The 25,937-nt window shown below is 70.4% G+C and carries 22 protein-coding genes and 1 pseudogene; 11 read left to right on the top strand and 12 right to left on the bottom strand.

Features of this window, described 5'->3' with window-relative positions; translation table 11 throughout:
* Positions 1–115 precede the first annotated feature (115 nt).
* On the top strand, positions 116–544 hold the full coding sequence (locus ACFU53_RS31465; RefSeq protein WP_383999899.1) for a hypothetical protein: 429 nt from the start codon (positions 116–118) through the stop codon (positions 542–544).
* Positions 545–866: 322 nt separating this feature from the next.
* On the opposite strand, the pseudogene ACFU53_RS31460 reads toward ACFU53_RS31465, so the two are convergent.
* Together ACFU53_RS31460 and ACFU53_RS31455 are read right to left on the bottom strand one after the other, a co-directional pair.
* A pseudogene (locus ACFU53_RS31460) lies at positions 867–1,136 on the bottom strand (alpha/beta fold hydrolase); the annotation flags it as partial.
* A gap of 39 nt (positions 1,137–1,175) precedes the next feature.
* On the bottom strand, positions 1,176–1,742 hold the full coding sequence (locus ACFU53_RS31455; RefSeq protein WP_383999896.1) for an alpha/beta fold hydrolase: 567 nt from the start codon (positions 1,740–1,742) through the stop codon (positions 1,176–1,178).
* Between the two features lie 107 nt (positions 1,743–1,849).
* On the opposite strand from ACFU53_RS31455, the gene ACFU53_RS31450 reads away from it, so the two are divergent.
* The 4 genes from ACFU53_RS31450 (at position 1,850) to metK (ending at position 5,017) form a co-directional block, all read left to right on the top strand.
* Positions 1,850–2,359, top strand: a complete 510-nt coding sequence (locus tag ACFU53_RS31450) for a CGNR zinc finger domain-containing protein (protein WP_383999893.1) — start codon at positions 1,850–1,852, stop codon at positions 2,357–2,359.
* A gap of 344 nt (positions 2,360–2,703) precedes the next feature.
* A complete protein-coding gene (locus tag ACFU53_RS31445) occupies positions 2,704–3,054 on the top strand; it encodes a DoxX family protein (RefSeq protein ID WP_383999890.1) in 351 nt (116 codons plus the stop codon).
* Between the two features lie 42 nt (positions 3,055–3,096).
* Positions 3,097–3,705, top strand: a complete 609-nt coding sequence (locus ACFU53_RS31440; protein ID WP_383999886.1) for a nucleosidase — start codon at positions 3,097–3,099, stop codon at positions 3,703–3,705.
* An 88-nt stretch (positions 3,706–3,793) separates the two neighbouring features.
* The gene (gene metK / locus ACFU53_RS31435; RefSeq protein ID WP_383999883.1) at positions 3,794–5,017 is read left to right on the top strand and encodes a methionine adenosyltransferase; all 1,224 of its coding nucleotides are present in this window, start codon (positions 3,794–3,796) and stop codon (positions 5,015–5,017) included.
* Between the two features lie 68 nt (positions 5,018–5,085).
* On the opposite strand, the gene ACFU53_RS31430 is transcribed toward metK, so the two are convergent.
* Positions 5,086–6,450 carry an acyltransferase gene (locus ACFU53_RS31430; protein ID WP_383999880.1) on the bottom strand — a complete coding sequence of 455 codons (1,365 nt, stop codon included), beginning with the start codon at positions 6,448–6,450 and terminating at the stop codon, positions 5,086–5,088.
* A 294-nt stretch (positions 6,451–6,744) separates the two neighbouring features.
* Here ACFU53_RS31430 and rfbH point away from each other — a divergent pair, with 294 nt between their 5' ends.
* Positions 6,745–8,046, top strand: a complete 1,302-nt coding sequence (gene rfbH / locus ACFU53_RS31425; RefSeq protein WP_383999877.1) for a lipopolysaccharide biosynthesis protein RfbH — start codon at positions 6,745–6,747, stop codon at positions 8,044–8,046.
* A gap of 90 nt (positions 8,047–8,136) precedes the next feature.
* On the opposite strand, the gene ACFU53_RS31420 is transcribed toward rfbH, so the two are convergent.
* The 7 genes from ACFU53_RS31420 to ACFU53_RS31390 all read right to left on the bottom strand — a co-directional run bounded on the left by ACFU53_RS31420 (position 8,137) and on the right by ACFU53_RS31390 (position 20,116).
* A complete protein-coding gene (locus ACFU53_RS31420) occupies positions 8,137–9,360 on the bottom strand; it encodes a macrolide family glycosyltransferase (protein WP_383999874.1) in 1,224 nt (407 codons plus the stop codon).
* A gap of 62 nt (positions 9,361–9,422) precedes the next feature.
* Complete coding sequence (locus ACFU53_RS31415; protein ID WP_383999871.1) at positions 9,423–10,031, bottom strand: dTDP-4-dehydrorhamnose 3,5-epimerase family protein; 609 nt, start codon at positions 10,029–10,031, stop codon at positions 9,423–9,425.
* Between the two features lie 6 nt (positions 10,032–10,037).
* The gene (locus tag ACFU53_RS31410; protein ID WP_383999902.1) at positions 10,038–10,742 is read right to left on the bottom strand and encodes a LuxR C-terminal-related transcriptional regulator; all 705 of its coding nucleotides are present in this window, start codon (positions 10,740–10,742) and stop codon (positions 10,038–10,040) included.
* Between the two features lie 279 nt (positions 10,743–11,021).
* Positions 11,022–13,907 carry an AAA family ATPase gene (locus ACFU53_RS31405; protein ID WP_383999868.1) on the bottom strand — a complete coding sequence of 962 codons (2,886 nt, stop codon included), beginning with the start codon at positions 13,905–13,907 and terminating at the stop codon, positions 11,022–11,024.
* Positions 13,908–14,396: 489 nt separating this feature from the next.
* Positions 14,397–17,294, bottom strand: coding sequence for an AAA family ATPase (locus ACFU53_RS31400; protein ID WP_383999865.1), 2,898 nt, complete (start codon positions 17,292–17,294; stop codon positions 14,397–14,399).
* A gap of 310 nt (positions 17,295–17,604) precedes the next feature.
* Positions 17,605–18,825, bottom strand: a complete 1,221-nt coding sequence (locus ACFU53_RS31395; protein WP_383999862.1) for a cytochrome P450 — start codon at positions 18,823–18,825, stop codon at positions 17,605–17,607.
* A 67-nt stretch (positions 18,826–18,892) separates the two neighbouring features.
* Positions 18,893–20,116 carry a cytochrome P450 gene (locus ACFU53_RS31390; protein WP_383999859.1) on the bottom strand — a complete coding sequence of 408 codons (1,224 nt, stop codon included), beginning with the start codon at positions 20,114–20,116 and terminating at the stop codon, positions 18,893–18,895.
* 320 nt (positions 20,117–20,436) lie between these two features.
* On the opposite strand from ACFU53_RS31390, the gene ACFU53_RS31385 reads away from it, so the two are divergent.
* From ACFU53_RS31385 to ACFU53_RS31365, 5 genes are all read left to right on the top strand, one after another.
* Entirely contained in the window at positions 20,437–20,646 is a 210-nt protein-coding gene (locus tag ACFU53_RS31385) for a ferredoxin (protein WP_383999856.1), read from the top strand.
* Between the two features lie 38 nt (positions 20,647–20,684).
* Positions 20,685–21,932 carry an activator-dependent family glycosyltransferase gene (locus tag ACFU53_RS31380; protein ID WP_383999853.1) on the top strand — a complete coding sequence of 416 codons (1,248 nt, stop codon included), beginning with the start codon at positions 20,685–20,687 and terminating at the stop codon, positions 21,930–21,932.
* 90 nt (positions 21,933–22,022) lie between these two features.
* Positions 22,023–23,027, top strand: a complete 1,005-nt coding sequence (gene rfbB, locus ACFU53_RS31375) for a dTDP-glucose 4,6-dehydratase (RefSeq protein ID WP_383999850.1) — start codon at positions 22,023–22,025, stop codon at positions 23,025–23,027.
* Complete coding sequence (locus ACFU53_RS31370; protein WP_383999847.1) at positions 23,021–23,173, top strand: hypothetical protein; 153 nt, start codon at positions 23,021–23,023, stop codon at positions 23,171–23,173. The genes rfbB and ACFU53_RS31370 overlap by 7 nt, the downstream gene beginning before the upstream one ends.
* Before the next feature lie 62 nt (positions 23,174–23,235).
* Positions 23,236–23,802 carry an AfsR/SARP family transcriptional regulator gene (locus tag ACFU53_RS31365; RefSeq protein WP_383999844.1) on the top strand — a complete coding sequence of 189 codons (567 nt, stop codon included), beginning with the start codon at positions 23,236–23,238 and terminating at the stop codon, positions 23,800–23,802.
* A 29-nt stretch (positions 23,803–23,831) separates the two neighbouring features.
* Here the strand turns inward: ACFU53_RS31365 and ACFU53_RS31360 are convergent, their stop codons facing one another.
* Both ACFU53_RS31360 and ACFU53_RS31355 read right to left on the bottom strand, forming a co-directional pair.
* A complete protein-coding gene (locus tag ACFU53_RS31360; RefSeq protein WP_383999841.1) occupies positions 23,832–24,845 on the bottom strand; it encodes an NAD-dependent epimerase/dehydratase family protein in 1,014 nt (337 codons plus the stop codon).
* Between the two features lie 378 nt (positions 24,846–25,223).
* A partial coding sequence (locus tag ACFU53_RS31355; protein ID WP_383999838.1) for a phosphopantetheine-binding protein occupies positions 25,224–25,937 on the bottom strand: 714 nt, incomplete at its 5' end.

Raw genomic sequence — 25,937 nt, 5'->3', positions numbered from 1 at the left:
GCTTCGGACGAGCCCTCCGGCCGGTCACCCACTGCGGCTGCCAGGTCGCCCGGAGTCCTGCAGGGGCACGCGCGACCGGCCGGGGGCTGGGCGGTCCGGCCGTACTCAGCCGGTCGTGCCCGCCTCCGCAACACCCCGTGCACTGCCGCACAAGCCCTCGCTGCACCTCGTGGAAGCCCAGGTCGCAGGAGGCGGCCGAGCCCACCTCTACGAACTCACCTGGGCCGCACCGGCGAACGGCGGTGCCATGGGCGCCTGCCACGCGCTGGACATCCCGCTCGTCTTCGGTACGTTCGGCGGCCTCGGCGGAGAACTGATCGGCCCCGCTCACCTCGACGAGGCCGCGGCCCTCTCCGGCCGGGTCCGCGCTGCCTGGACCTCCTTCGCCACCACCGGCGATCCGGGCTGGCCCGCCTACGACACCGAGCACCGTCCGACGCGCATCCTCGACACGGAGCCGACGACGACCACCTACCCGGAGGAAACCTCCTGCCGCCTCTGGCAGCACCACGTGTTCAACGCGCTTCCCCTGATCGCCTCGTAGCCTCGCCTCACTCATCCCTGCCGTGGGGCGAGGATGGCGGCTGTGGCCTGCCGGGAAACCGCGTCGGTCAAGATCCACATGCGAGCCTCCGGCCGAGGTGGTCGCGTACCTGGATGGGTCGCGCCGGGGTCCGGGGCAGGTCCCGAACGTCATGTCGTCTCGCAGGGCGGTGGCATTCAGGCGGCGGGCACCAGTTGGGCGCGGCCACTGTGGCCTTCCTCCTGTCCGGCCAGACCGACTGGCGCCCTGTCCGCAGTTCCGTGAATCACCAGGTCAGCAGCCGGAACGGGGGATCGTTTCGGCAGGGGAACTCTTCGGGGCTTCACGCTGGTGATTCGGTGGCTGTCAGGAACCCGCGAACATACCCGATCACAGTGTCCAGGTGGCTTTCGAGCAGGAAGTGTCCACCTCCGGGAACCAGGTGGATCTCCGCGTCCGGCAGGTCCCTTGTGAAGGCGCGTGCTCCGTCCGGGCCGAATATCTCGTCGCCTGCGCCCCAGACCGCGAGGAGAGGAACCTGGCGTTCCCTGAAGTAGGCGTGCACCTGAGGGTAGAGGGGTGGATTGCTGGCGTAGTCGCGAACAGGGCGAGCTGCACGAGGTCGAGGCCTGGCCGGTCGACCTCGCGGTGGTCAGCGGCCCAGGTGTCGGGATCGACCAGCTCGGGTCGGTCCACTCCGTGCAGGTACTGCCAGCGGATGGCCTCGAGCGAGAGGGCGGTACGGACGGCGGGTTCCGTCTGGGGACCCGGCTTCTCGCAGTACGCCCACACGGGCTTCCAGAAATCCTGTACGAAGCCGTCCTCGTAGGCGTTGCCGTTCTGCGTGATCACCGCGGTGACCGCGTCCGGGGGTACGCAGGGCCAGCCGCCAGCCGATGGGTGCGCCGTAGTCCTGGACGTACACGGCGTAGCGGGTGACGTCGAGCTGGGCCAGGAGGGCTTCGGTGATGTCGGTCAGGGAGTCGAAGGTGTAGGTGAACGCGTCCACGGGCGGGACGTCGGAGTTGTCGAAGCCCAGGTGGTCGGGGGCGATGACGTGGAATCGATCGGCCAGCGCCGGAATGAGGTGACGGAACATGCGTGAGCTGGAGGGGAATCCGTGCAGGAGTACGAGCGTGGGCGCCACGCGGGATCCTGCCTCGCGGTAGAAGACGCGATGTCCCTGCACAGTCGCATATTGGTGGCGAACCTCAACCATGACTAACTCCTTCAACGTCTTTTGATGGTTATCTCTCGTCGTCCAGTAGACCGACTTTGGGGTAACCTGTCAAACCACTTGATGGAGTTAGATGGAAGGTGAGGTTCGTGCTGGACGACCAAGCCCTGATGCAGGCGCTGAACAGCACCCCTGTTGCGGATGGCCGACGCCAGGACCTGTGGCGTGACGACCACGAGGTGGACAGGTGGGCGCGGGAGCACGGGGGTCTCGGCGGCGACGAGGAGCGCGGGTGGCTGCGCACCGCCCGGGATGCGCTCCAGGCGGTGGAGGCGGGCGCGTCGGCGGAGTCCCGTCTGCGCCGAGTCCTCGCGGGCGTTCGCAAAGTCCCGCAGGCCAGCACGTCGGGCATCGAGTGGCACGTGGAGGTGCCGCCGGAGCGCAGGCTCGCCATCGAACTCGTGCTCGCGTGGGCGGACGTCAAAGAGCGCATGCCCGGCCGTCTGCGGCCGTGCGAGAACCCTGACTGCCACCTCTTCCTTTTGGACCGCAGTCGCGCCAACACCGCACGGTGGTGCTCGATGAAGACCTGCGGGAACCGGCTCAAAGCCCGCCGGCACCAGGCTCGGGCACGGGAGGAGACCTCACGACCCGAGTAGAGCGCCGGTGAGTCGGCGCTCGCACGGGCGGACTCGCGCCCGGCGATCTCCGGCGAACGGGCGTGCCGGGCTCGCGGGCCATCGACTTGCCGCTCGGAAGGCGTCGACACCCGCACCAAAAGGATCAAGAGAAAGATGCACGGACGCGCTGGATTCGACCTCCTCCGCCACCGCATCCTCCTGCCCTGACGGCTACCCGGCCTCACCACCGACTGCGGGCCAGACCTGAACGTTTGACACTCCTCTGTACGGACATGGCGGCTCTAGGGATCTCCTGGTGCGATCCAGGCGAGCATGAGGGTGACCGCCGATCATGGGCCGCCGCCGGTGTCACCTGGAGAGCCGTGACCATCAACTACGTCGTTCAGACCGTTGTCCTGTCACTCGTTCTCCCGGGCTCGGCGGCGGGCAGGCTGAAGCGGCGGAAGTCGGTCGTCACCTCGATGCGCGGGGTCGGCGTAGCCGAGTCCTGGCTGCCGCGGCTGGCGCTGCTGGAGATCGCCGGAGCATCGGGCCTGCTCATCGGGCTGGCCCTGCCGCCTCTGGCGGTGGCCGCCGGCGCGGGGGTGTTCCTGTACTTCTGCGGCGCCGTGGCCTTCCACGTCCGGGCACACGACCGCAAGGGCATGATCGCCCCCACCGCGCTCGCGGTGACGGCACTGGCGGCCACTCTGCTGGCCGTCCAGAACGCCTGACCACCGCACTGCGCCGAACCCACACTTCCCGGACAGGATTCCATGCTGTTCTCTCCTGAGGCCACGCCCTCCTTCACCCCCCGGCTCCGAGGCGAGATACGCCCCGACCGACCGCTGATCGTGACGGCCGCGGAGGCGGAGGCGGCACGTTTCGACGACACGTTCCCGGTACTGATCACGGGGATGGGGAAGGTGCGGGCCGCCATGGAACTGACGCTGGCGTTGTCGTCGGCACGGCCCCGGGAGATCGTGAATCTCGGTACGGCCGGAGCCCTCAAGGCATCGCTGAGCGGGCTGCTGGAAGTGTCCCGGGTCATCCAGCACGACCTGCCGGACGAGGTGCTGCGCCGGCTCAGCGGGGTCTCCTACGGCCGTCCGCTGACCCTGCGCCCCGAGACCGGGCCCACCCTGGCCACCGGTGACGCCTTCGTCGCGGACGGCCGCGTCCGCGATCTGCTGGCCGAGCGGGCCGACCTGGTCGACATGGAGGGCTATGCGATCGCCTCCGTGGCCGAGCGGTTCGGCGTGCCGGTACGGATCGTGAAGTACGTGAGCGACCGGGCCGACGAGACCGCCGAAGCGGCCTGGCCCGAGGCTGCAGCGGCAGCCTCGGGCGTACTGGCCTGCTGGATCAGGGACCATCTCGCCTGATGGGCCGCATCAGCAGGCGCGGGGGCGGGATCCCGCCCCGTTCATTCGTGCGGTGGCCCGACCAGGCACCGCGGACCACTGGAGGATCATGTCTCGTCGCCTGTTCACCTCGGAGTCTGTGACCGAGGGGCACCCCGACAAGATCGCTGACCAGATCAGCGACACCATTCTCGACGCCCTGCTGCGCGACGACCCGACGTCCCGGGTCGCGGTCGAGACTTTGATCACGACTGGTCTGGTGCACGTGGCCGGTGAGGTCACCACCAAGGCCTACGCGCCGATTCCGCAGCTGGTGCGGGACAAGATCCTCGAGATCGGCTACGACTCCTCCGAGAAGGGCTTCGACGGTGCCTCCTGCGGCGTGTCGGTATCCATCGGCGCGCAGTCCCCGGACATCGCGCAGGGGGTCGACATGGCGTACGAGTGCCGGGGCGAGGACGCTTCCCGCCGGGGAGAAGGGGACGAGCTCGACAAGCAGGGCGCGGGCGACCAGGGCCTGATGTTCGGCTACGCCTCCGACGAGACGCCGACCCTGATGCCGCTGCCGATCTTCCTGGCGCACCGCCTGTCGAAGCGCCTGTCGGACGTCCGCAAGAACGGGACCATCCCCTACCTGCGCCCCGACGGCAAGACCCAGGTCACCATCGAGTACGACGGCGACAAGGCCGTCCGCCTGGACACGGTCGTCGTCTCCTCGCAGCACGCCGGCGACATCGACCTGGACTCCCTGCTGACCCCGGACATCCGCGAGTTCGTGGTGGAGCCGGAGCTGAAGGCGCTCCTGGACGACGGCATCAAGATCGACACCGAGAACTACCGTCTGCTGGTCAACCCGACCGGCCGCTTCGAGATCGGCGGCCCGATGGGCGACGCCGGCCTCACCGGCCGCAAGATCATCATCGACACCTACGGCGGCTTCGCCCGCCACGGCGGCGGCGCCTTCTCGGGCAAGGACCCGTCCAAGGTCGACCGCTCGGCCGCCTACGCGATGCGCTGGGTGGCGAAGAACGTGGTCGCGGCGGGTCTGGCGGCGCGCTGCGAGGTCCAGGTCGCCTACGCGATCGGCAAGGCCGAGCCGGTCGGCCTCTTCGTGGAGACCTTCGGCACCGCCGAGGTCGACACCGACCGGATCGAGAAGGCCATCGACGAGGTCTTCGACCTCCGCCCGGCCGCCATCATCCGCGACCTCGACCTGCTGCGCCCGATCTACGCCCAGACCGCCGCGTACGGCCACTTCGGCCGCGAGCTGCCCGACTTCACGTGGGAGCGCACGGACCGCGTGGAGGCGCTGCGCAAGGCCGCGGAGGCATAGCAGCCGACGCCGGGCAGGGAAACGGGCCCCGTTCCCCGTGGGAGATGGTGGAGGAACGGGACCCGTGATCAGGGACGGCCGAGGCGGCCGGCGGGGTCACGCAGACGCGCGGACCACTCAGGGCCGCGCAGAGCGTCCGCGGCGTCGCGGGGGACGCTGAGGTGGACATCGCGGCTGTAATCGTCGTCCGGGGTGGGTGTGACGAGGACGGTCCATGGAATGAGGCTCGCCGGATACTCGGACCAGAACGGTCGTCCGGCGCCGAATTCGACGGCGTAGACCGGAAGCCGGCTGACGTTGTTCAGGGCGACCGTGCCCTCGAAGGCGTCCAGCGCCATCCGGCTGACCACTCGGTTGGAGCGTCCGGCCCGGCGCTGGGCGTCCAGGAACGCCGTCTCCTGGCGCACCCGGGCCAGGGTGACGCGGTCCACGGCGGCCCGCACCTCCTGGACGGCGTGGGCGAGGGGTTCCTCGCGCAGCTCGCGGGACGGGAGCACGGCCGTGGTGTTGGACACGGCGTTGCCTCCGTAGTCGTCCGGCAGGCGCTCTTTGAGCCTTTCCCGCAGGCCGACCACGATCCCCAGGCGTTCCTCGGCGTCCGGAGCCCGGTCGCGCAGCGTGCCGAGGACCCGCCACAGGTGGGCCCCGAGAGCGTCACCGCTGGAGGCGGGCGCCCGGTAGCGGTCCTGCCCGGCCCGTGCCGCCTCCCGCAAGGCCAGTACCTCCCGGGCCGTGAACCTGACGGTGAGTGTGCGTACGTGACGGGCGCGGGCGTTGACCTTCCAGAAGAAGCCGAACTTCTGCCGGCCGGTGACCACGGCGTACTGGGGGTCGTCCGGCGCGGGACGCGCTTCGTCGGCGAGGCCGTCGATGAGGCGGCGGTCGTACAGCGGTGCGGGTCGGTCCTGACCCGCGTGGACGCGGGACCAGTGGAGCAGGAAGCCGAGGTATGCGCCGCCGTCGACGACGCTGTGGTTGATGGCGACGCCGAGAACGGAACCTCCGCCGCGCATGTGGGTGACCTTGACGGTGAGCAGCGGGGTGTCGTGGCCGACGACGCGGAAGGGGTTGACGGAGCGGACGTACCGGCGCAGATCCTGTCCGGCGGGTCGGTCGGGCCCGTGGTCCGGCATGGCGTGGTCGGAGCGGGACACCTCGAAGACCGCTCCGGCGTCGCCGCACACGACGCTGAGGCCGCCGTCCGCGTCCCGTTCGAGGCGGCCGGTGAGCAGCGGGTAGTGGGCGAGGGTGCGTCGCAGGGAGTCCTGGAGGGCGTCGGCGTCCAGCGTCTGCCGGTAGTAGAAGGTACGCAGCGTGGAGAAGGTGCCGTTCACCAGGTCGTGGACGCCCAGCCGGACCCGCTCTCCGGACGGGCCTCCGCCGCGCAGGACGACGGTGCGCTCGGGGGTGCCAGGCGGTGAGCCATGTCTCATGAGGGGTCTCCAGATGTCCGCCCGCCGCAGGGCCCGCGGCCGGGCGCTCTTCAGCGTGCAGGACCGAGGGCGATGAAATCCCTAGACCGTGGGCGGGATGCCTCGGCGAGGGTGTCCAGGACCCCAAGGCTTTTGGTGGATCCCTAGAGTTGCCCGGCCTTCCTGGCCAGCGGCCGGGCGCGCATGCTGGTCTGGAGTTCCCGCTATCGATCGATACGGGCGTGGGGACCCGCTTCGACTGCAAGCCGGCCGTCCGTCTCGTCCCCACCGGCACACACAGGAGGCCATCAGCCGATGGGGAACGACAAGACCGAGATCCTCGACCTGGTTCGGGAGTACCACCGCTCCACCGTCTCGTCTGGGTTCGTGCCGGGTGTCACCCCGGTGCTGGCCTCGGGTGCGGTACTCACCGAGGACGACCGGGTGGCGCTCGTGGAAGCGGCGCTCGACATGCGGATAGCCGCGGGCGTCAGCTCGCGCAGGCTGGAGCGGTCCCTGGCGAAGTACTTCGGTCTGCGCAAGGCCCATCTGACCAACTCCGGCTCGTCGGCGAATCTGCTGGCGCTGAGCAGTCTGACCTCGCCGCAACTGGGTGATGACCGGCTGAAGCCGGGCGACGAGGTGGTGACGGTCGCCGCCGGATTCCCCACGACGGTCAACCCGATCCTGCAGAACGGTCTGATACCCGTCTTCGTAGACGTCGAGCTGCACACCTACAACGCCTCGCTGGAGCAGGTGGAGCAGGCGATCGGCCCGCGCACCCGGGCGATCATGATGGCGCACGCGCTGGGCAACCCCTTCCAGGTGCGGGAGATCGCCCAGCTGGCCGAGGACCGCGGCCTGTTCCTCATCGAGGACAACTGCGACGCCCTGGGCAGCACCTACCAGGGGCAGCTGACCGGGACCTTCGGAGATCTCGCGACGGAGAGCTTCTACCCCGCCCACCACATCACGATGGGCGAGGGCGGCTGCGTGGTGACGGACAACCTGATTCTGGCCCGGATCGTGGAGTCGATGCGCGACTGGGGTCGCGACTGCTGGTGCGAGCCGGGCGAGGACAACCGCTGCTTCAAGCGCTTCGAACACCAGATGGGGTCGCTGCCGGAAGGCTACGACCACAAGTACATCTTCTCCCACGTGGGCTACAACCTGAAGTCGACGGACGTCTCCGCGGCGCTCGGGCTTCAGCAGCTGAGCCGGATCGACGAGTTCGGCAGAGCTCGCCGGCACAACTGGGCCCGGCTGCGGGAGGGCCTGGACGGGTTGCCACACCTGCTGCTTCCGGAGGCGACGCCGGGCAGCGATCCGAGCTGGTTCGGCTTCGCCATCACGGTCCGGCCGGACGCGTCGTTCGCGCCGGGCGCGCTCATCGACCACCTGGAGACCAGCAAGGTCGCCACCCGGCGCTTCTTCGCCGGCAACCTCACCCGCCACCCCGCCTACGAGGGACGTGAGTTCCGCGTGAGCGGGCCGCTCACCAACAGCGACATCACGACCGAGCGGACGTTCTGGATCGGGGTGTACCCGGGTCTCACCGACGAGATGATCGACCACAGCATCAACACGGTGATCGAGTACGTGACGCTGCCCCACTGAGCAGCCGAGCGCCGGACGGGGCCCGGGGCCGTGCGGGACGCACCATCAGCGTCCCGTGCAGCTCCGGCCCCGTCGGCAACCGCGGGACGTTCAACCGGCCGCGGGCAGCACCGGGCGGGCCGCGGCCCAGGCCTCCAGCAGATCAGCGGCTCGGACGGCACCGCCCGCCGTGCGCACGGCCTGCCGCATCCGGGCGCGGGCGGCCGGTCCCTCGGGGTCGGTGAGCAGCGTGGCCACCGCCTCCCCGAGGACCTGGGCGGTCAGCCCGGCGCTGGGCAGGCTGCGGCCCACTCCGCACTGCTCCAACCGCCCGGCACTGAGAGCGAGTTCGTGGGCGCGAGGCACGGCCACCACGGGAGTGCCGTAGAACAGTGCCTCCATGAGGCTGCCCATCCCGGCGTGGCAGACGAACACGTCGGCGTGCGGCAGCACGGCGGGATGTGGCAGCCAGGGGTGTGCCTCGACGTGGGCGGGCAGCGGTCCGAGGAGCGAGGGGTCGCTGCCGCGACCGAGTGTCATCACCACGTGCCAGTCGGCGGGGTCGAACGCCTCCGCGCACAGCCGGAAGAAGCCGCCGCGGTCCCCGGACTCCGTGCCCAGCGAGACGAGGGCGGTGCGGCGTCCGTCGGCAGGCGGGGACCACAGGTCCGGGGCGGGTTCGGTGAAGCTGGGGCCGACGAAGGCGAACCGCTCGTCGAAGCTGTCCCCCTCGATCTGGAAGGCGCGCGGCAGGAACACCAGGTTGCGCTCGTCCCACTCGGCGCCGTAGCGGCCCATCTCGTCCAGGCCGATGCCGTGCTCGCCCATGAAGTCGATGATCGCCTCGGCGCCTTGGGTCATCAGTGGATGCCCGGGGTCCCACATCTGGGCGCGCAGCGAGAACGTCTCGTTGGCCGCGTGGCTCGGGCAGACCTGCACCGGTACGGCGTCGAGGACGCGGGCGGCGACCCGGCCGGCGGCGACCGTCTCGAAGTCGTAGAGCACGACGTCCGGTGGATCGGCGGCCAGCGCGTCCCGGGCTACGGGGAACACGGTGCGGATGGTATCGACGAGGAGGTTGTAGCCGTCGCGGGCGAGCCGGTCGGGGTTCGGGGCGGCGGCGCGGTAGAAGTCGCCGCGCGCGGAGGCGTAGGTGACGGCGCGGGCGCCGCTCTCCTCGACCGCCGCGGCGAAGGTCTCGTCGACGACGTAGGTGACGCGGTGGCCCCGGGCGAGGAGTTCGCGGGTCACTCCCAGGGTGGGAGCGATGTGGCCGAAGTCCGCGAACAGCAGCATGGCGTAGTGATGGGCGGAATCGGGCGTGCTGGACGGCATCGGCTCTCCTGGAGGTCGGGCGGGCGCCGCCCGCGGCTGCGGGGTTCCCGGCGCGGCGCTGGTCAGCGGGCGGCCTCGCGGAGCGCCGCGTAGTGCGTCAGACAGTCCTCGTAGTCGGCCAGGAGTCCGGTGTCCCTGGCCTGGGCGACGGGCAGCGCCGATGAGTCCTTCTCCGACATCAGGGGCGTCTCCGTCAGGCCCCAGGGCAGGGCGAGTTCGGGGTCGAAGGGGTCGATGTCCACCTGGGTGCCGGGCATGAACTCGGTGGAGCACAGGTACGACACGCAGGTGTCGTCGGTGAGGGCGAGGAAGCCGTGCACCAGGCCCTCGGCGACGAACAGCGCTTCGCCCGACTCCGCGGACATCCAGTTCGCCTCGTGCACGCCCCAGGTCGGGGATCCGACCCGCAGGTCCACGACGATGTCGAGGACGGCGCCGCGCACCACGCACACCACTTTCGCCTGGCCCGGCGGCAGGAGCGTACCGTGCAGCCCGCGCAGGGTGCGGCGGCGTGACACCGAGTAGTTCACCTGCGTCACCGGCACGGGGCGGCCGATCTCCTCGGCCAGCCGGTCGTGCCGGAACGACTCGTAGAAACTGCCGCGTTCGTCCAGGAGCTGATGCGGCGTGATGTGGTACGCGTCCGGCACAGCCATCTCTCGAACCTTCATGATGATCTACTTGATGAATTCCGGCAGCACCCGCGGCGGCCACTGGCCTACCGTCAGCATGCCCATGGAGTGGGCGCGCGCCACGAGCGCGGCCCGGTTCGGCGCCTTGAGCTTCCGCAGCATGAGGCCGACGTGGTACTCGACACCTTGCCGGCTGAGGTAGAGCCGGGCGGCGAGCTGCACCGTGGAGGCGCCGCTGGCGACCCCTTCAAGGACCCGCGCGTCCAGCTTGCTGAGCAGTGCCTCCCGGGAGCCGGCGACGGCCTCGGGCTCGGTGCCTGTTGTGCCATCGTCGGGCCGCACCTGCACGACGATCCCCGCGAGGTGCCCCGTGGTGTTCTGCACGGCGATGCCGGTCAGCTCGCCGGAGAAGGCCCGGCCCGACCCCCCCATGCCGACCATGCGCTCGGCGAAGCGGTTGGAGCGTCCTTCCGAGAGGCGGTTGAAGTGCCGGTTGAGCAACGAGGGAGAGCTGGGGTGCAGCAGTTCGTAGAGATTCCGTCCACAGGTGTCGGCCGAGCTACGGCCGAACTGGCGGGAAAAAGCGGGCTCCGCTGCCACGATGTGCATAGCGGTATCGATGTGTGCCGTGTATACGCGGCGGCCGTCCTCTCCACGTGGCCGCACATCCTGTGGAGGTCGGTTGGAGGCTAGGACAGGTTGCGGTTCCGCCGTTCTGTCTCTGTTGTGCGAGGTGCCTTCTATTCGCATGGTCAATGCGACCCACCGTCTTTCTGCATTCCGATGTGGGGGATTCGCCCTGAAAGATCCGAGCGGAGATGGTCAGTGCTGGATCGAGATCTGGCCTACCTAGATCGATCGTGATCGCACTTGATCAACTGTGGTCGAGCCTAAGAATGCACCTGGGGAGGGTCAAGCAAACTTTTGCATGACTGTAAAATATTGTGGTTCGGTGGTTCGGTGGTGCGGTGGGTGGGTAGACATGCGGCCGCGTTTGGCGTTTATCGCTGCCGCCTGTTTTGATGGGATTCACAACGGCTGGTCGTTTCTGAGGACCTCAAGTGCCCTAATGAGGTCGGAACGTCCGGAAATATCAAGTTTCCGATAGGATCGGGTCAGATGTTTCTCCACCATGCGTGACGACGTGCCCAGGCGGATGGAGATCTCGGAGTTGCTGAGACCAGCCGCGGCCAGCTCCGCAACCTTCCGTTCGGACGGCGTGAGCCGATACCCCGCCTGTTCGGTGACCTTCGGGCCGCCCGTCAACTGCTCGCGAATGCTCTTCGCCAGACTGTGGACTCCGTATTCGGTGGCCAGCTCCTGTGCCCGTTTCAGGGCGGCGGTCCGCCTGGTGCGACCCGTTTCCTGATGGGTTCCCAGCGCGTACAGCGCACGACACAGCTCGTAGCCGTTGCTGCCCTTCTCCAGGACCGCGACGGCCTCTTCGAGGCACTCGGTGCTCTCCTGGCCGGCGGTGATCCTGCCCAGGACGATGAGAGAGCGGCCGACGCCGGCGGGCGCCCCCCAGACGCGGGATCTGTCCACGTCCGTCCGGGCCACGGCCAGGGCTTCGTCATGTTCGCCCAGCCGGTGGTGCATGAGGGCGGTACGGGACGGCCACGGCAGGACGATCGGGTTGCCCCAGCCGATCCGCTCCGTGTGCAGGCCCGCCATCCGGTAGTGGTAGAGCGCGCCGCGAGGCTCGTTGCGACGGGCGGCCAGGGAGCCGCGGGCCATGTGCAGCAGCGCCGCCAGGTACTGGTTCCCGGCGTGCAGCCGGTGATGTGTCAGGAGCTGCTTTGCCAGCTCCGGCTCGTCGGCGGCGAGCGCGACCCTCGCGAGAGCCCCCACGCACATGGTGGGCAGACCACTGGTCCCGGGCCCCGCGAGGGCGTCGGCCTGCAGCACCTTGTCCCCGGCATCGGCCGGATGCCCGTCGGCCAGCGCCACCACCGCCTGTTCGCACCGGATGACGGCCTGCTCGACGTCACCGCCCCGGCGCTGAGCCAGCCGGTGTGCCTTGTGCAGCCAGCCGGCCGTGCCCTCCGTCCGCCCGGCCGCGGCGAGAACGGTCACGGCCAGCGGGATGGTGGAGTGGACGTGCTCGGGTGCGGGCGGTTCCTGTTCCAGGAGCCGGGCGGCAAGGCCCGCCAGCCGGTCGGCGGGGGCGGCGTTGGCGAGGAAGGCTATGTACATCAGGGAGGTGACCAGCTCCCTTTCTCCTCTGGTGCCCAGCCGGGGAGACGGTCCGAGATCGCGGAACCTGCGCAGCGCCCGCTTGATGTGCGCGGGGTCCTGCGCCGAGAGGATGTGCTCGTGTGCCTCCAGGCGCAGCATCAGTTCCCGCTCCACCCAGTCGTTGCTGTGGCAGCGGCGCAGTCCGTCGGCGACTTCGGCCCGGACGTCGTCGATACGGAAGGTCGGCGGGTCCATCTGCAGCGGCCCCAGCCGTGCCACCGCGTCAGCACGTTCCACAACCGATTCGAGCAGGGGTACGGCCTCCACGACGTGCCGCACCGAGGCGGCCGTGGCGAAAGCGCGTTCGGCTGTCGCCAGGTCGACGAGCAGCCGGGCCCGGTCGTGCCCGGAGAGCGAGCCGTCCAGCAGAGCACGTCGCAGATAACGGGCCGAGTCCCGCGGCGAGCCGCGGCGCAGGGCGCTGTCCGCGGCGGTTCGCAGAATCCGCACCGCCCGCTGGCCCCGCAGGGCGCTCGCCGCCATGAACTGCTCCGCGGCGAGTTCGGCCGGATGGCCGGTGCGGTGCAGCAGTTCGGCAGCCACCTTGCGCATCGCGGTGCGTTTCTGGGGCGGCATGTGCTCTTCGAGCAGGTCCCGCAGCACGGTTCCCGAGGCGAGTCGGCAGGAGTGCGGATCCACGAGACCGGCGAGCCGCAACACGTCGATCGCTTCCGCCACCTGCGCCTCGTCGAGTCCGGCGAGGCATGCCACGAACTGCGAGTCCGTGACTGCGCCGAGCACGGTCAGCGCGTACGCCGCCCGCCGTACGCGGTCCGGCTGCGACCGCAGAAACGCGGCCAGGCGCTTTCGTACGCGTTCTGGGCGCAGGGCGGCGACGATGGCGGCGTGCGCCGAGGTCGGACGCAGCCCCAGGTACTGCGCCTCGTCCAGCAACGCCCGCAGCAACAGGGGACTGCCGCCGGAACGCGTGGCCACCGTCTCCACGAACGCCGCGTCGGCCGCGTCCCCGATGCTCTGCTCCACCAGCCGGCGCACGCTGTCGCGGCGGAGCACTGACAGCACCACCGTTCGGTCGGCGGCCTCGTCCACGGAACCGGGAGAGCCCGAGGCAGGCGTGAGCAGTTGTCGGACGTGCTGCCGAGTGCCACGCACGTCGCCCGGCAGCACGGAGAAGACGAAGAGGATCCGCTGCTGCCGGCGCCGTGCCAGGGACACGGCCAGTGCCTGGAGTGACTCTGTGTCCGCCCACTGGAGGTCGTCCACCATGAGCACCACCGGCCGGTCCCTGGACATGGAGTCCAGTAACGCAGCCAGCCACAGGGGCATCTGCGACCGGCACGGTGCGGACCGCGGGGAGACCGCCGAGAGCATACTGTCGGAGTCCGCCGACAGGCCGGACGGGATCGAGGGCGGCGCGCCCTCGGGCAGCGAGGCTGCCGCGTCCCGCAGCCAGTGGTCGCTGTCGTCGGCCGGTCCGAGCGCCGAGTTCACCAGTTGCCGGACCACCCCGAGCCCGAAGCCTTCCTCGGCCTCCGATGCCTGGGCCCTGAGCAGCAGTGCCCCCTGCTCACCCACGAGCGCCGCCAAGGCCTCCAGAAACGACGATCTGCCCACCCCCAGAGGACCGCGGACGACCAGTAGTGAACCCCGCCCGCTCCTGGCCTGGCGCAGAGCGTCGGTGGCCTGCGCCAGCTCCGACTCGCGTTCCCAAAGCACCGTGCTGCTCCTCGGAATCACCCATGCAGAATAAGTCCGGAATTATCCCGGATGACCCACTAGTCCTTGAAAACTGGACCATTAGCAGACCATGGCGAGGGGGGTGTCAGCAAGGGAAAACGAACAGCCGGTCAATAGCGATTCGAAAATACCGTTGTGCGCCAATTTGGGGGGCGAAAGTCCGAAGATCGATCGGTGAGCGCGCTCGGCCGGGAAGGTGGTAGATTTGTTTTCGAGTCCCGGAGGGTCTTCCCTCTCACATGCGGCAAGAGAATGCCCAGGGGAGCGCAAGTGTATCGCGCGCGGACCCGCCCCAATGAGATGGAGGGGCTGAAGCATTCCGGGCGAAGGTGGCGCGGCGATCCCGTGGGCCGACATCAATTCAACGGACAGCCCGCCGTCTGAAGAAAATGCGACAGCGGCTGGAACGGATACCGGCCGAGGCGCGGACAACGGGATGACCGTCAGATACCTCTGGCTTGAATGGCGCTATCTCTCGTGGACGGCGTCCCCGCTCATTTCCGACATCTCCAGAGCGGTGCGCAGCTCCCGCCTCCCCGACAGACCCAGCTTGCGGTACGCCGAGGTGAGATGAGCCTCGACCGTCCGCTGCGTCACGAACAGTTTCTCCGCGATCCACGCGTTGGACCTGCCGTCCGCCGCAAGGCGGGCCACCTGCGACTCGCTCTGTGTCAGCGCGTCCAGCCCCCGGGAGACCGGCTGGCGCGGCCGAGCGCCGGTGGCAAGCAGAGCACGGTGGGCGTCGGCGTGCAGGGCCCGGGCGCCGATGGCGTACGACTCCTCCCAGCCCTGACGCGCTACTTCGCGGGCGGCCTTCCGGTATCCGAGCCGGTGGAGTGTCACCCCTCGGGCGACCCGTACCCGCGCCCGCAGCAGTGCCGCCCGGGTGCCCATGAGCACCTGCTCCGCTTCCTCCAGCAGGGGCGGCCGTTCGTCCTCGCCCACCGCCGCTGCCCACAGACCGAGCCCCGCCCCGAGGGCGCACGGCAGGTCCGCGGACCGGGCCGTGGCGACGGCTTCCTCGGCCAGTGCGAGGGCCGCGCGACTGTCGCCCAGAGCCAGATGAGCGCGCCCGGCCCAGTACCACCACGACGAGACGGCCGGGTTGGTACGCTGCCACGCCGACTGCCTGCGTCCGCACTCCAGGAGATCCTCCAGGGCTTGCTTCGGGTCCTGGCGCACCAGGTGCAGTCGGCCCCGGGCGCAGAGGAGTTCGTTCCACTGCCAGGCGTCGTCCCGAAGCGGGTCGCGTATCTCCGCTTCCAAAGAGACGGACTCCGCCAGATCTCCGACGTCGATAAGGGCGTGCAACCGTACGGCCAGCGGCAGTGCCCATTGTGGGCTGCCGCGCTCGACCGTGGAGTTCCCGAGGGCACCAGCGGTGGCACGCAGTGCCGCGTCGAGAGAGCCGAGCCGCTCGTGGGCGTCCGCGCTGAGCGCGAGCAGATCGGGACAGTCCGGGTCGGGCGGCGCGTCGGTGGCCTCGATCAGTTGCCGGCAGAAGCGCTCGGCCTCATGCGGCAGATCCGCGTAGAGGAGTACGGAGGCGGCGCAGGCGAGGTAGCCGGGGAAGTCCGTGGCCGGTGTGCCGTGGCGGGACACCTTGCGGGCCGCGGTGACCGCGTCCGCGACACGGTCCGCACGGGACACCGAGATGAGGGCGCGGGCCGCGAGGAGGGCACGCTCGTCGGGCGTTTCGCCGGGCAGCGAGAGGTCGAAGGACGCGGTGCCGAGCAGCTCGGCGATGGAGGCCCGGTTGGCGGTGGCCGCCTTCAGCAGCTGGGCCTCCAGCAGATGAGGGGCCCTGGAGGCGGACAAGGACGCCGCCGCGTCGGAACGGTACTGGGCGAGCAGGCCCAGCGCGCGGGCCACCTGTCCCTGCCGGGTCAGCGTCCCCGCGAGCGCGCTGAGCGTACGCAGCCGCAGATCGGAGCAGGGGGTCCACTCCAGCGCCGACGTCAGGTGGCGGATGCTGGCCTCCGGGTCCACCCAGGTCTCCGCCAGGCCCAGTTCGGTCAGCAGGCTCGGGTCGCAGTCACCCTCGGTGCCCTCCGGCACGCACGCCCGCAGCAGCTCCACCGCTCGCTCCGGCGAGCGGTGGAGCATCGCCTCCTGAGCTGCCTCCCGCAGCACGACCCGCGCCCACGGCTGGGCCGCTGCCGCCGGGGCCCGGCACAGATGCTCGGCGACGTCCGCGGCGCTCTCCCCCCCGTCGTGCAGCAGCCGGGCGGCCCGGCCGTGTGCGGCGGCGCGTTCCTCGTCCGACATGTCGGCGAGCACCGCGTTGCGTATGAGGGCGTGGGCGAAGCACCAGTTCGTGCTGTCGGCCGCGGTGATCAGCCCGAGGGAGATCAGGACGAGCAGCGAGCGGTCGAAGACGGAGTTGTCCAGATGGGCCAGCCGCGCGCATGTCTCCAGGACGGCGCCGTCGCCGAGTACGGCCAGTGCTCGCGCCCCCTGGACGGTCGCCTCCGGCTGCCGGTGCAGCAGCCTTGCCACCCGCAGCCGGAAGGCGGGAACGTCCTGCTCACCCATCGGCGTGAAACAGTCGGCGGTGAGCGGGAGTTCCTCGTCCCGCAGCTCCGTGAGGAGCTGCGTCACCGTCAGCGGGTTTCCGTTGGTGGCGGCCAGACACGCATCCTGGAACGCAGGGCCGGTCTCCGCCCCGATGAGCTGCCGGGCCAGCAGACCGACACCGTCGCGGGTGAGCGGGCGGGGCCGCAGGACCTGGCACAGCGGGGACGCGGCCACCTCGTCGAGTGCCGGGACGTCGGCTCCGGCGCGCCGGGCGAGCACCAGGAGCACCGGCAGCCCGGCCAGCCGACGGGCGGTGTGCGCGAGGAACCGCAGCGACGCGTGGTCGGCGTCGTCGGCGTCGTCGACGATGATCAGCAACGGCCCGTGAGCGGCTGCGGACCGGACACACTCGTGCAGTGCGGCCAGGACGCTGAAGGAGGGGTTGCCCGCGTCCAGGTCGTACCACTCCGACGCGGGCGAGCCGGTCTCGCTGTCCCAGCCACTCGGCATGCCAGGCCAAGGAGCCTCATGCAACCCGGCGGGTCCGCCCTCGCACAGGTCGGCGAGCAGGGCGCGCGCGGTACTCAGGGGCAGGCGATGCCCCTCCCGCCCCGCCCGGGTCTCCACGACGCGCAGATCCAGCGAGTGGGCCTGCGTTGCCAGCGCACACAGCAGAGTTGTCTTGCCGATGCCGTCCGGGCCTTCGAGGATCACCAGGGCGGGGGCGCCCGCCGCGGTTCGCCGGGCGAACTCACCGAGGACAGTGAGCTCGCGCTCACGCTCCACCGGCTTCGGGCGGGATCCGTGCGGCCGTGCCTCCCGAGAACCGCTCGCGCACGCGGTGGTCATCAGCGTGTCCCTCTCTCCCGGAGTGCCGCCGGCTCCACCGGGACATGTGCCCAAACTTCGGACACCATCCATGGAGGTCACGGGCAGTGTCCGACCGGACACTGCCCGGCCAAGGTCATCTTCGCCCATACAGGTCTGGCAGATCTCCTAGTTCCGATAAAAGGGAAGTAACTTGATCTCTCCATGGGTCCTCCGCATCGCCTCCACGGACGGCCCTGTCACTCGCGCCGCGGCGGGCAACCGCGCAGCACCGCACCGACGTGAGGCCTTCCGCTCCGCGTGTGACGCGATGATCTCTTCCCCGGCCGCCTCAGTCCCAGGCCACCGGCAGCCGGTCGACGCCGTAGTGCACGGCACGGTCGCGCAGCGGCACCTCCTGAGCCGGCGCCGCCAGCCGCAGCGTCGGGAACCGCTCGAAGAGGCTGCGCAGCCCGATGCGCAGACTGGCCCGGGCCAGATGCTGGCCCAGGCACTGGTGGGCGCCGAAGCCCAGCGCCAGGTGCTTGCGGGGGACGCGGGTGACGTCCAGCCGGTCCGGGGCGCTGAAGACTTCCGGATCACGGTTGGCGGCAGGCAGGGACAGCACCACGGTCTGGCCTGCCTTGATCGTGGTGCCGCCGATCTCGACGTCCTCCAGCGCACACCGGCTCGACCCCATCTGGGAGATCGTCAGATAGCGCAGCAGCTCGTCCACCGCACCCGTCTCGTACAGCTTCGGCCGCTCGCGCAGCAGCGCCAGTTGCTCCGGGTGTTCCAGCAGCGCAAAGGTGCTCAGGGACAGCATGTTCGGCGTGGTGTCGAGCGAGCCGCCCAGGGTGAGAACCCCGAGGTTGACCAGTTCGTCCTCGGTCAGCTCGCCGGTCGCCGCCAGCCGCCCGAAGAAGTCCTCGCCCTGCTCGGCCATCCGCTCCCTCACCATCGGCCGAATGAGCCCGTCCATCGACTCCAGGTGATGGACGAACTCCTCCAGCGTGTAGGTGAGCGTCATCAGTGCCGAGAAGTGCTCCTGGATGCCGTCCATCAGCTCCGGAGAGACGCCCATCAGCGAGCATACCGAGCGCAGGCTGACCTTCTCCGCGAAGTCGGTCAGCAGATCGGCGGGTGAGCCCGCGACCGCCATCTCCTCCAGTGTCTCGTCGACGATGCGCGCCAGGTGGGGCTCGTACTGCTGGATGCGCCGCAGTGTGAAGTGACCCGCCAGCAGTCGCCGGTACTTGGTGTGCTCCGGGGCGTCCATCTTCGCGAACGACCCGGGGAGCGAGGGTTGCGGCGCGTACTCGCTCATCGGGAACGGCGGCGCGACCACGTGCGCGAGCAGTTCGTTGCGGTGGCTGAACCGGTCGTCGGCGAGGATCTGCCGGACCAGGTCGTGCCGCGTCACCAGCCAGCCCGAGGTGTCCTTCGGCGCCACCTGGAACGTGACGGGACTGACCGGCTGCTCGGCGCGCAGCCGGGCGTACTCGGAGGGCGGGTCGAAGGGGCACTTCCCCCGCTCCGAGGGAATCACGGGAGGCTCAGGCCTGGTCTTCATGAGGTCACTCCATCGGGAGCCGCAAAGCGGGAGTTGAGTACGGGAAGGGACGACGGCCGCGGACGCCTCAGGTGCGTTCCACGAGCAGCGGCAGATGCCGTGCCCCGAAGACGTTGGTGCCGTGCCAGGTGAGCCGCGCCGCCGGGTCCACACCGATGCGGGCGTACCGGTCCAGCAGAGCCTCCAGCGCGATCCGGCCCTCCAGCCGGGCCAGCGGGGCCCCGATGCAGTAATGGATACCGTGCCCGAACGCGGCCTGGCGGGCGTTGGCGCGGTGGGGGCGAAACTCGTCCGCGTGCTCGAAGACCTGCTCGTCGCGGTTGGCCGAGAGCAGCCACAGGTACAGCAGAGAGTCCTTGCCGACGTCCAGACCGGCGATGTTCGTCTCGGCCGTGGTGACCCGCTCGATCCGGGTGAACGGCGGGCGCAGGCGCAGCGTCTCCTCGATCACCGCGGGCACCAGCGAGCGGTCCGCCCGCACCCGCGCGAACAGGGCCGGATCCCGGTCCAGACAGATCAGCGCGTTGCCCACGAGCACCGACGTGGTGATGTGCCCGGCGAGCAGCAGCAGGGTCGCGAAGCTCGCGATGTCCTCGTCGTCAAGCCGCTCACCGTCGACCTCGGCGCCGACCAGGGTGCTCAGCAGGTTCCCGTCCGGCTCCTTGCGCCGGGCCTCGATGAAGCCCTGGAGGTAGGCGGAGATGGTGACCGCGGTCTCCTCCATCCGGCGCACGCTCTGCGGGTCGTCCGGATCGGTGGACAGCAGCTGGTCCGCCCAGCCCTGGAAACGGTCCCGGTCCTCGACCGGTACCCCCAGCATGCGTGCGATGACCGTCACCGGCAACGGGTTGGCCAGCGTGTCCACCAGGTCGAAGGCGCCCTCGGGAGCGGCATCCAGGAGTTCCCCGGTCAATTCGGTGATCCACGGTTCGAGACCGGCGATCAGTCCCGGGGTGAACGCCCGGCTCACCAGACGGCGCATCTTGCCGTGCAGGGGCGGATCGAGAAGCAGCAGCGTGCCGCGTGGGGCCTGTCTCTCGCCGCCCGACAGCCTGCCCACCGTGTCCGAGGAGAACGTCGCCGGATCGGCGAGGATCCGCTGCACGTCCGCGTGCCGGAAGACATGTACCCTGCCGGCGCCGTCCCGCCACGCCGGCCGCTCCTCGCGCATCCGCGCCGCCCACGCCAGCAGGGTGGCGCCACCGTCCGGCGCCACGGCCGGCTCACGCTCGGTCCAGGAACCGGCCTCAGGCGCCGGGTCGAGCACGTCCGAGGTGTCTTGCTGCGCCACCCGGATTCCCCTTTCGCAGATGTCGTACGACGGTTCCGGACGGCGCCGTGCCACTGCGGCCGGCGCCGTCGCCTTCCGTCCGCCGGTCACTCCAACACGGCGGCCCCGCAGCGGACCAGGGAAGGCCGCGCATTCTAGGGATTCACCGAGTACCGGTCGCCGCGGCCGATCGCCGGGCCGGCCCGCCGGTGCCACGGCTGCCGAATCTCTGGAGGAAATCCCAGACAGCGGTCTCTCTGCGGCCGAACCCCCGCTCCTGCACCGCAAGATGGGTTCGCCCCGGCATCCCACCGGACCGGCACGCACGCAGGAGGCCTCCCATGGACATCGCGATCGACCACGACAGGTGCATCGGCGCCGGTCAGTGCGCTTTCATCGCCCCCGAGGTCTTCGACCAGCGCGACGACGGACTGGTGCTGCTGCTGGTCGAGCGCCCCGACGACGCTCGGCTCGACGCCGTCCGGGAGGCCGTCGAGTCCTGCCCGATGAGCGCCCTTTCCGTAGGCGAGGCCCGTAGGCCCCTGGCCTGAGCGCCGTCCCGGGCCGCCCCTGAGGAGGAGATCAACCGATGCGCGTCCTGTTCGCCTGCCTGCCGGAGAAGTCGCACGTCTTCACGATGGTGCCCCTCGCCTGGGCTCTGACGGCCGCCGGGCACGAGGTGCTGATGGCCAATGCGCCGTCCCTGACCGACGCCGTCACCGGCGCCGGACTGGTGGCCGCTCCGGTCGGCAGCGACCACGACCTGCACGGCGACATGGCCGTCGCACGCGACTCGCAGGACGAGGACGTCGCCAACTGGAGCCGTCTCGGCTACGGCGACGTCGACCACGCGAGCCTGCTCTCCCGCTACCGGATCAGCGTCCCGTACGGTTTCGCCCGCTACAACGACCCGATCCTCGACGACCTCGTCGCCCTCGCCCGTGAGTGGCGGCCCGACCTCGTCGTCCGCGACCCCATCGCCTACGCGGGTGGTATCGCCGCCCGCGCCTGCGGCGCCGCCCACGCCCGCCTGCTGTGGTGCGCCGACGTCTACGGCCAGGCCCGCGCCACGTTCGTCGAACTCGCCCAGGACATGCCCGAGGACCAGCGCGCCGATCCGCTCGCCGACTGGATCGACGAACGCGGACGCGCTTACGGCGTGCACTGTGACGAGGAGCTCCTCAACGGACAGTTCACCATCGACACGCTGCCCCCGAGCCTGCGCCCTCCCTCCGACCTGCGGCGGCTCTCCATGCGGTACGTGCCCTACAACGGCGCGTCCGTGCAGTGGCCCTGGCTGCGCGAGCAGCCCAAGCGGCCCCGGGTGTGCGTCACTCTGGGCCGTACCAACACCGAGGCCTACGGCGGCGACTACGTGGCCGTGGCCGACATCCTGCGAGCCCTGTCCCGGCTCGACGCCGACATCGTCGCCGCCCTCATGCCCGAGCAGGCCGAGAAACTCGGCGACCTGCCCCCCAACGTCCGGGCCTTCAGCGGCCTCGCCCTCAGCACCCTGCTGCCCAGCTGCTCCGCCGTCGTCCACCACGGGGGCTGGGGCACCTTCTCCACCGCCCTGGTCAACGCCGTGCCGCAGCTCGCCCTGTCCACCCTTGTGGCCGACCAGGAACTACGCGGCCGGACACTGCAGGACAGCGGGGCCGGACTCCACGTGCACCACGCCGACGCCGACGCCGACCGGGTCGCGGACCTCACCCGGCGACTCATCGAGGACCCCTCCTACGCCGCCGAGGCGCGCCGTCTGCGCGACGAGTCGGCCACCATGCCCACTCCGCACGACCTCGTCCCGGAGCTGGAACGCCTCACCGCAGCCGGCTGAATCCCCCGGTGCCTGCCCGACCCCCATTCGCCCACCCTGAGGAAGGAGGACGGCGCCCGCTCGGCACGCCCTGAGACGCGCCGCACCCAGATGAGTCAGACGCGCATCCTGGTAACCGGCGGTGCCGGCTTCATCGGTTCCCACTACGTCCGGACCCTGCTCGGACCCCTCGGCCCCGACGACGTCACCGTCACCGTCCTCGACTCCTTCACCTACGCCGCCAGTGTCGCCAACCTCGACCCCGTCGCGGACAGCGACCGCTACCGGCTCGTCGTCGGCGACATCTGCGACAGCCGTCTCGTCGACAGCCTGACGGCCGAGCACGATCAGGTGGTGCACTTCGCCGCCGAGTCCCACGTGGACCGGTCCCTGGCCAGCGCCACCGAGTTCGTGCGCACCAACGTGCTCGGCACCCAGACCCTGCTGGACGCGGCCCTGCGCCACGGCACCGACCGGTTCGTGCACATCTCCACCGACGAGGTCTACGGCTCCATCCCCGAGGGCTCCTGCTCCGAGGAACAGCCCCTGCACCCCAACTCCCCGTACGCCGCGTCCAAGGCATCCAGCGACCTGGTCGCGCTCTCCTACCACCGCTCGCACGGCCTGGACGTGCGTGTCACCCGCTGCTCCAACAACTACGGGCACCGCCAGTTCCCGGAGAAGATCATCCCGCTGTTCGTCACCCGGCTCCTCGCCGGTGGCCGGGTTCCCCTCTACGGCGACGGTCTGAACGTGCGCGACTGGCTTCACATCGACGACCACGTCCGCGCAGTCGAACTGGTCCGCACAGGCGGCAGGGCCGGCGAGATCTACAACATCGGCGGCGGCACCGAACTCGACAACCGCAGCCTCACCGAACTCCTCCTCGAGGCCTGCGACGTCGGCTGGGACAGGGTGGAGTACGTCACCGACCGTAAGGGCCACGACCGCCGCTACTCCGTGGACTGGCGCAAGGCCCACGTCGAACTCGGATACAAACCGCAGAAGGACTTCGCCGAGGGCCTCGCCGAGACCGTCGCCTGGTACCGGGACAACCCGCATGTTCCGGGAGGGGCCGCCCGTCCCGATCCGCGGACCGGGACCGCCCCGTGCTGACCTGGCGCACCCTCGGCTCTGTGCGGGCATCGGCCGACGGCCACGACGTCACCCCGTCGGCGCCGAAGGTGCGCCAGGTGCTGGCCCTGCTGCTCGCTCGCCGCAACACCGTCGTACCGCTCGCCGCCCTCACGGCCGAACTCTGACCGGGCCGCCCGCAGCGCGACCGCGACCGTGTAGACCTACGCCTATCAGCTGTGTAAGGCGGGTGCACGGCGGCGACGGACCCGGCTCGGGCGAGGAGGGGCCGCTGGTCACCCACGGCTACCTGCTGCGGGTCGGGCCCGGGGAGTGCGACGCGGAGGAGTTCGCGCTCCTCACCGGCCGGGCCCGGGCGGCACTCGCCGACGGCGACCCGCCGGGCGCCGCCGCGCTGGTCGAGCGAGCTCTGCTGCTGTGCGACGGACCGCCCTTCGCGGACGTCCCACAGGGCCCGGCGCTGCACGGACACGTCCTGCGCCTCGAAGAACTCCACCTTCAGGCCGAGGAGTTGCGCGTCGCGGTCGGCCTACGCCTCGGCCGGCACCGTGAACTCCTCGGTGAGCTCAAGGAACTCGCCTGCGCCCACCCGCTGCACGAGTGGTTCCAGGGCACCCTCATCATCGCCCTGCAGCGGTGTGGCAGGCGCAGCGAGGCACTGGACGTCTACCAGCGGCTGCGCGTGATGCTCCGGAACGGACTGGGCCTCGATCCCTCACCCGGTCTCCAGCACCTGCGCCAGCAGGTGCTGACCGACCAAGTCAGCACGGCAGACCTGGAGCTTTTGCCGGGCTGATGTCCGCCCGCCGGGACAGCCGGTTCTCCTCAGGGCCGCCGTTGCCCGACGGCGGATCCGCCGTGGTGCTCCGCGGCTGCCCGCCACAGGTCCTCCACCATGTCGCGGGGCGTGCGCCGCGGCTCCCAGCCGAGCACCGTGCGTGCGGCTGACACGTCCACGGCCATCCAGTCGGTGTCCGTCAGCGGGCGCGGCCCCACGACGAGACGCTCCACCAGCCGGGCCGGCCGCCCGCTGAGCGTGATGAGCAGGTCCACCATTTCCCGGACGTGCTGCGAGGCCCCGCTCGCGATGTTCAGCACGTGCCCGCCGGCGCCGGGGACGCGCAGCGCGGCCACGACGGCCCGCGAGACATCCTGGGCGTCCACGAAGTCGCGGATGCTGCGCAGCGGTGACACCCGCACCTGCGCGGGCCGCCCGTCCGCGGCGTCGTCGAGCAGCTGCGCGGCCACCTGGCCGAGGAGGCTGCTGCGCGGGGTACCCGCGCCGATCACGTTCGACAACCGCAGTACCACCGCGTCCACGGTGCCCTTCTCGACGGCCCGCAGTACCGCGTGGCTACCCTGCAGCTTCGTGCGGCCGTAGTCCGTGGTCGGTTCCTCCGGCGAGGACTCGGTGAGCCACACCCCGTGGGGCTGCGGCGCGTACTCGTGCACGGATCCCAGCTGCACCAACCGTGGCCGGGGCTCGGCGACGGCGAGCGCCGAGAGCAGCCTGTCCACCAGCAGCCGGTTGTTGCGGCGCATTCCGTCGGCGGTGGGGGACCAGACCTCGCCGGCGGCGTTGACGACGGCCACCGGCCGTTCCTCGTCGATCAGTTCGGTCAGGGCGCGCGGCCCGTCGGCGACCAGGTCCATGGGGCGGAAGCGCCAGAAGGCGGGCATCTTTCGCGGATGACGGGCCACGGCGAGAACCTCGTGCCCGGCCCGCTCCAGCGCGGCCCCCACCTGGCGGCCCACGAATCCGGTCGCTCCGAGGACCACCACCCGGCCGGCCCCCGTGTCCGGGCCGTCCGGCCGTTCCAGCGCACCGATCTCCGCCATGGCACCTCTCCTTCCGGGCCCGTTGCCCGCACGTCCGTCGGCCTCTCCGCCTTGTGACGCGGACATGCGGACCTCGCACGCCCACTGATGCAGCTGCGGATCATGGACTCCTCCAGGCTCCATCGACTCCATCCGCCCACCGCCAGACCTCGACCGTTTCTCGATCACGACTCCCTACGGTGTGGCGACGCCCCACCGCGCGAAGAACGCGCACGACACACTCCCGGCGGGAGCAAGTCCGCCGTGGCATCCGACCACATGTGCTTTCTCAGCGGCCGCACCTCTTTGGTGCGGCCTCTGACTCGTATCACCAGGCCCGTCGGCCGCGACTGCCGGGAAACCTGCCGCTCACGGCTTCCCCTGCGTCCGCTCGCGCCACTACTGCTCCAGCTCGCGGCTGATGAGGTCGAACAGTTCCTCGTCACTGGCGTCGTCCAACCGGGCGCCGAGGGCCGGGCCGCCCGCGTCGCCACCATCGCCGGTGTCCTCCATCTCGCTGAGGAAAGCCCTGAGCCGGGTGCCCAGCAAGGTCCGTACGTCCTGGTCCGGATCCGTCTTCATGATGCGGGCGATGCTGCTCTCCACTTCGGCGAGCATGGTCGTGACGGAGCCGCCCTCCCCCGCCAGCGCGCCGTCGAGATACCGGGCGAGCACGGCCGGAGTCGGATAGTCGAACACCAGCGTCGCGGGCAGTCGCAGACCGGTGTCACCGAGGAGGGCGTTGCGCAGTTCCACTGCCGTGAGCGAGTCGAACCCCATGTCGCGGAAGGCGCGGTCGGGGGCGACGGCGGTGGTCTCGGCATACCCGAGTGCCATGGCCGCGGCCCTTCGCACGTGGTCGAGGAGCGCGGTGCCGCGCCCCTGGGGCGACAGGGTGGCGAGGTGCTCGACGAGGGCGGGAAGCACGCCGCCGGAACCGTGCGCCTCGTGCGGCGTGCCGGGTCCCTGCCTGTCGAGCGCGGCCAGCGCTTCAGCAGCCCGAGGGAGGCTGGTCAGTAGGGGGCTGGGACGACGACTGGTGAACGCCGGAACGAACCGCTCCCACTCCACATCAGCCACCACCACCGCACCACCACCCCCCTCCAACACACT

The sequence above is a fragment of the Streptomyces sp. NPDC057474 genome, from assembly GCF_042802555.1.
In the GTDB taxonomy this organism is placed as follows: domain Bacteria; phylum Actinomycetota; class Actinomycetes; order Streptomycetales; family Streptomycetaceae; genus Streptomyces.
The sequence above is the reverse complement of the archived record's forward strand: the minus strand, read 5'-3'. Positions and strand labels throughout refer to the sequence as shown.

Coding starts and splice junctions, on each gene's coding strand:
- ACFU53_RS31455 (WP_383999896.1), bottom strand. CDS start 1,742: ATGGTTGAGGTTCGCCACCAATATGCGACTGTGCAGGGACATCGCGTC.
- ACFU53_RS31440 (WP_383999886.1), top strand. CDS start 3,097: ATGCTGTTCTCTCCTGAGGCCACGCCCTCCTTCACCCCCCGGCTCCGA.
- metK (WP_383999883.1), top strand. CDS start 3,794: ATGTCTCGTCGCCTGTTCACCTCGGAGTCTGTGACCGAGGGGCACCCC.
- ACFU53_RS31430 (WP_383999880.1), bottom strand. CDS start 6,450: ATGAGACATGGCTCACCGCCTGGCACCCCCGAGCGCACCGTCGTCCTG.
- rfbH (WP_383999877.1), top strand. CDS start 6,745: ATGGGGAACGACAAGACCGAGATCCTCGACCTGGTTCGGGAGTACCAC.
- ACFU53_RS31420 (WP_383999874.1), bottom strand. CDS start 9,360: ATGCCGTCCAGCACGCCCGATTCCGCCCATCACTACGCCATGCTGCTG.
- ACFU53_RS31415 (WP_383999871.1), bottom strand. CDS start 10,031: ATGAAGGTTCGAGAGATGGCTGTGCCGGACGCGTACCACATCACGCCG.
- ACFU53_RS31410 (WP_383999902.1), bottom strand. CDS start 10,742: ATGCGAATAGAAGGCACCTCGCACAACAGAGACAGAACGGCGGAACCG.
- ACFU53_RS31400 (WP_383999865.1), bottom strand. CDS start 17,294: ATGACCACCGCGTGCGCGAGCGGTTCTCGGGAGGCACGGCCGCACGGA.
- ACFU53_RS31395 (WP_383999862.1), bottom strand. CDS start 18,825: ATGAAGACCAGGCCTGAGCCTCCCGTGATTCCCTCGGAGCGGGGGAAG.
- ACFU53_RS31385 (WP_383999856.1), top strand. CDS start 20,437: ATGGACATCGCGATCGACCACGACAGGTGCATCGGCGCCGGTCAGTGC.
- ACFU53_RS31380 (WP_383999853.1), top strand. CDS start 20,685: ATGCGCGTCCTGTTCGCCTGCCTGCCGGAGAAGTCGCACGTCTTCACG.
- rfbB (WP_383999850.1), top strand. CDS start 22,023: ATGAGTCAGACGCGCATCCTGGTAACCGGCGGTGCCGGCTTCATCGGT.
- ACFU53_RS31360 (WP_383999841.1), bottom strand. CDS start 24,845: ATGGCGGAGATCGGTGCGCTGGAACGGCCGGACGGCCCGGACACGGGG.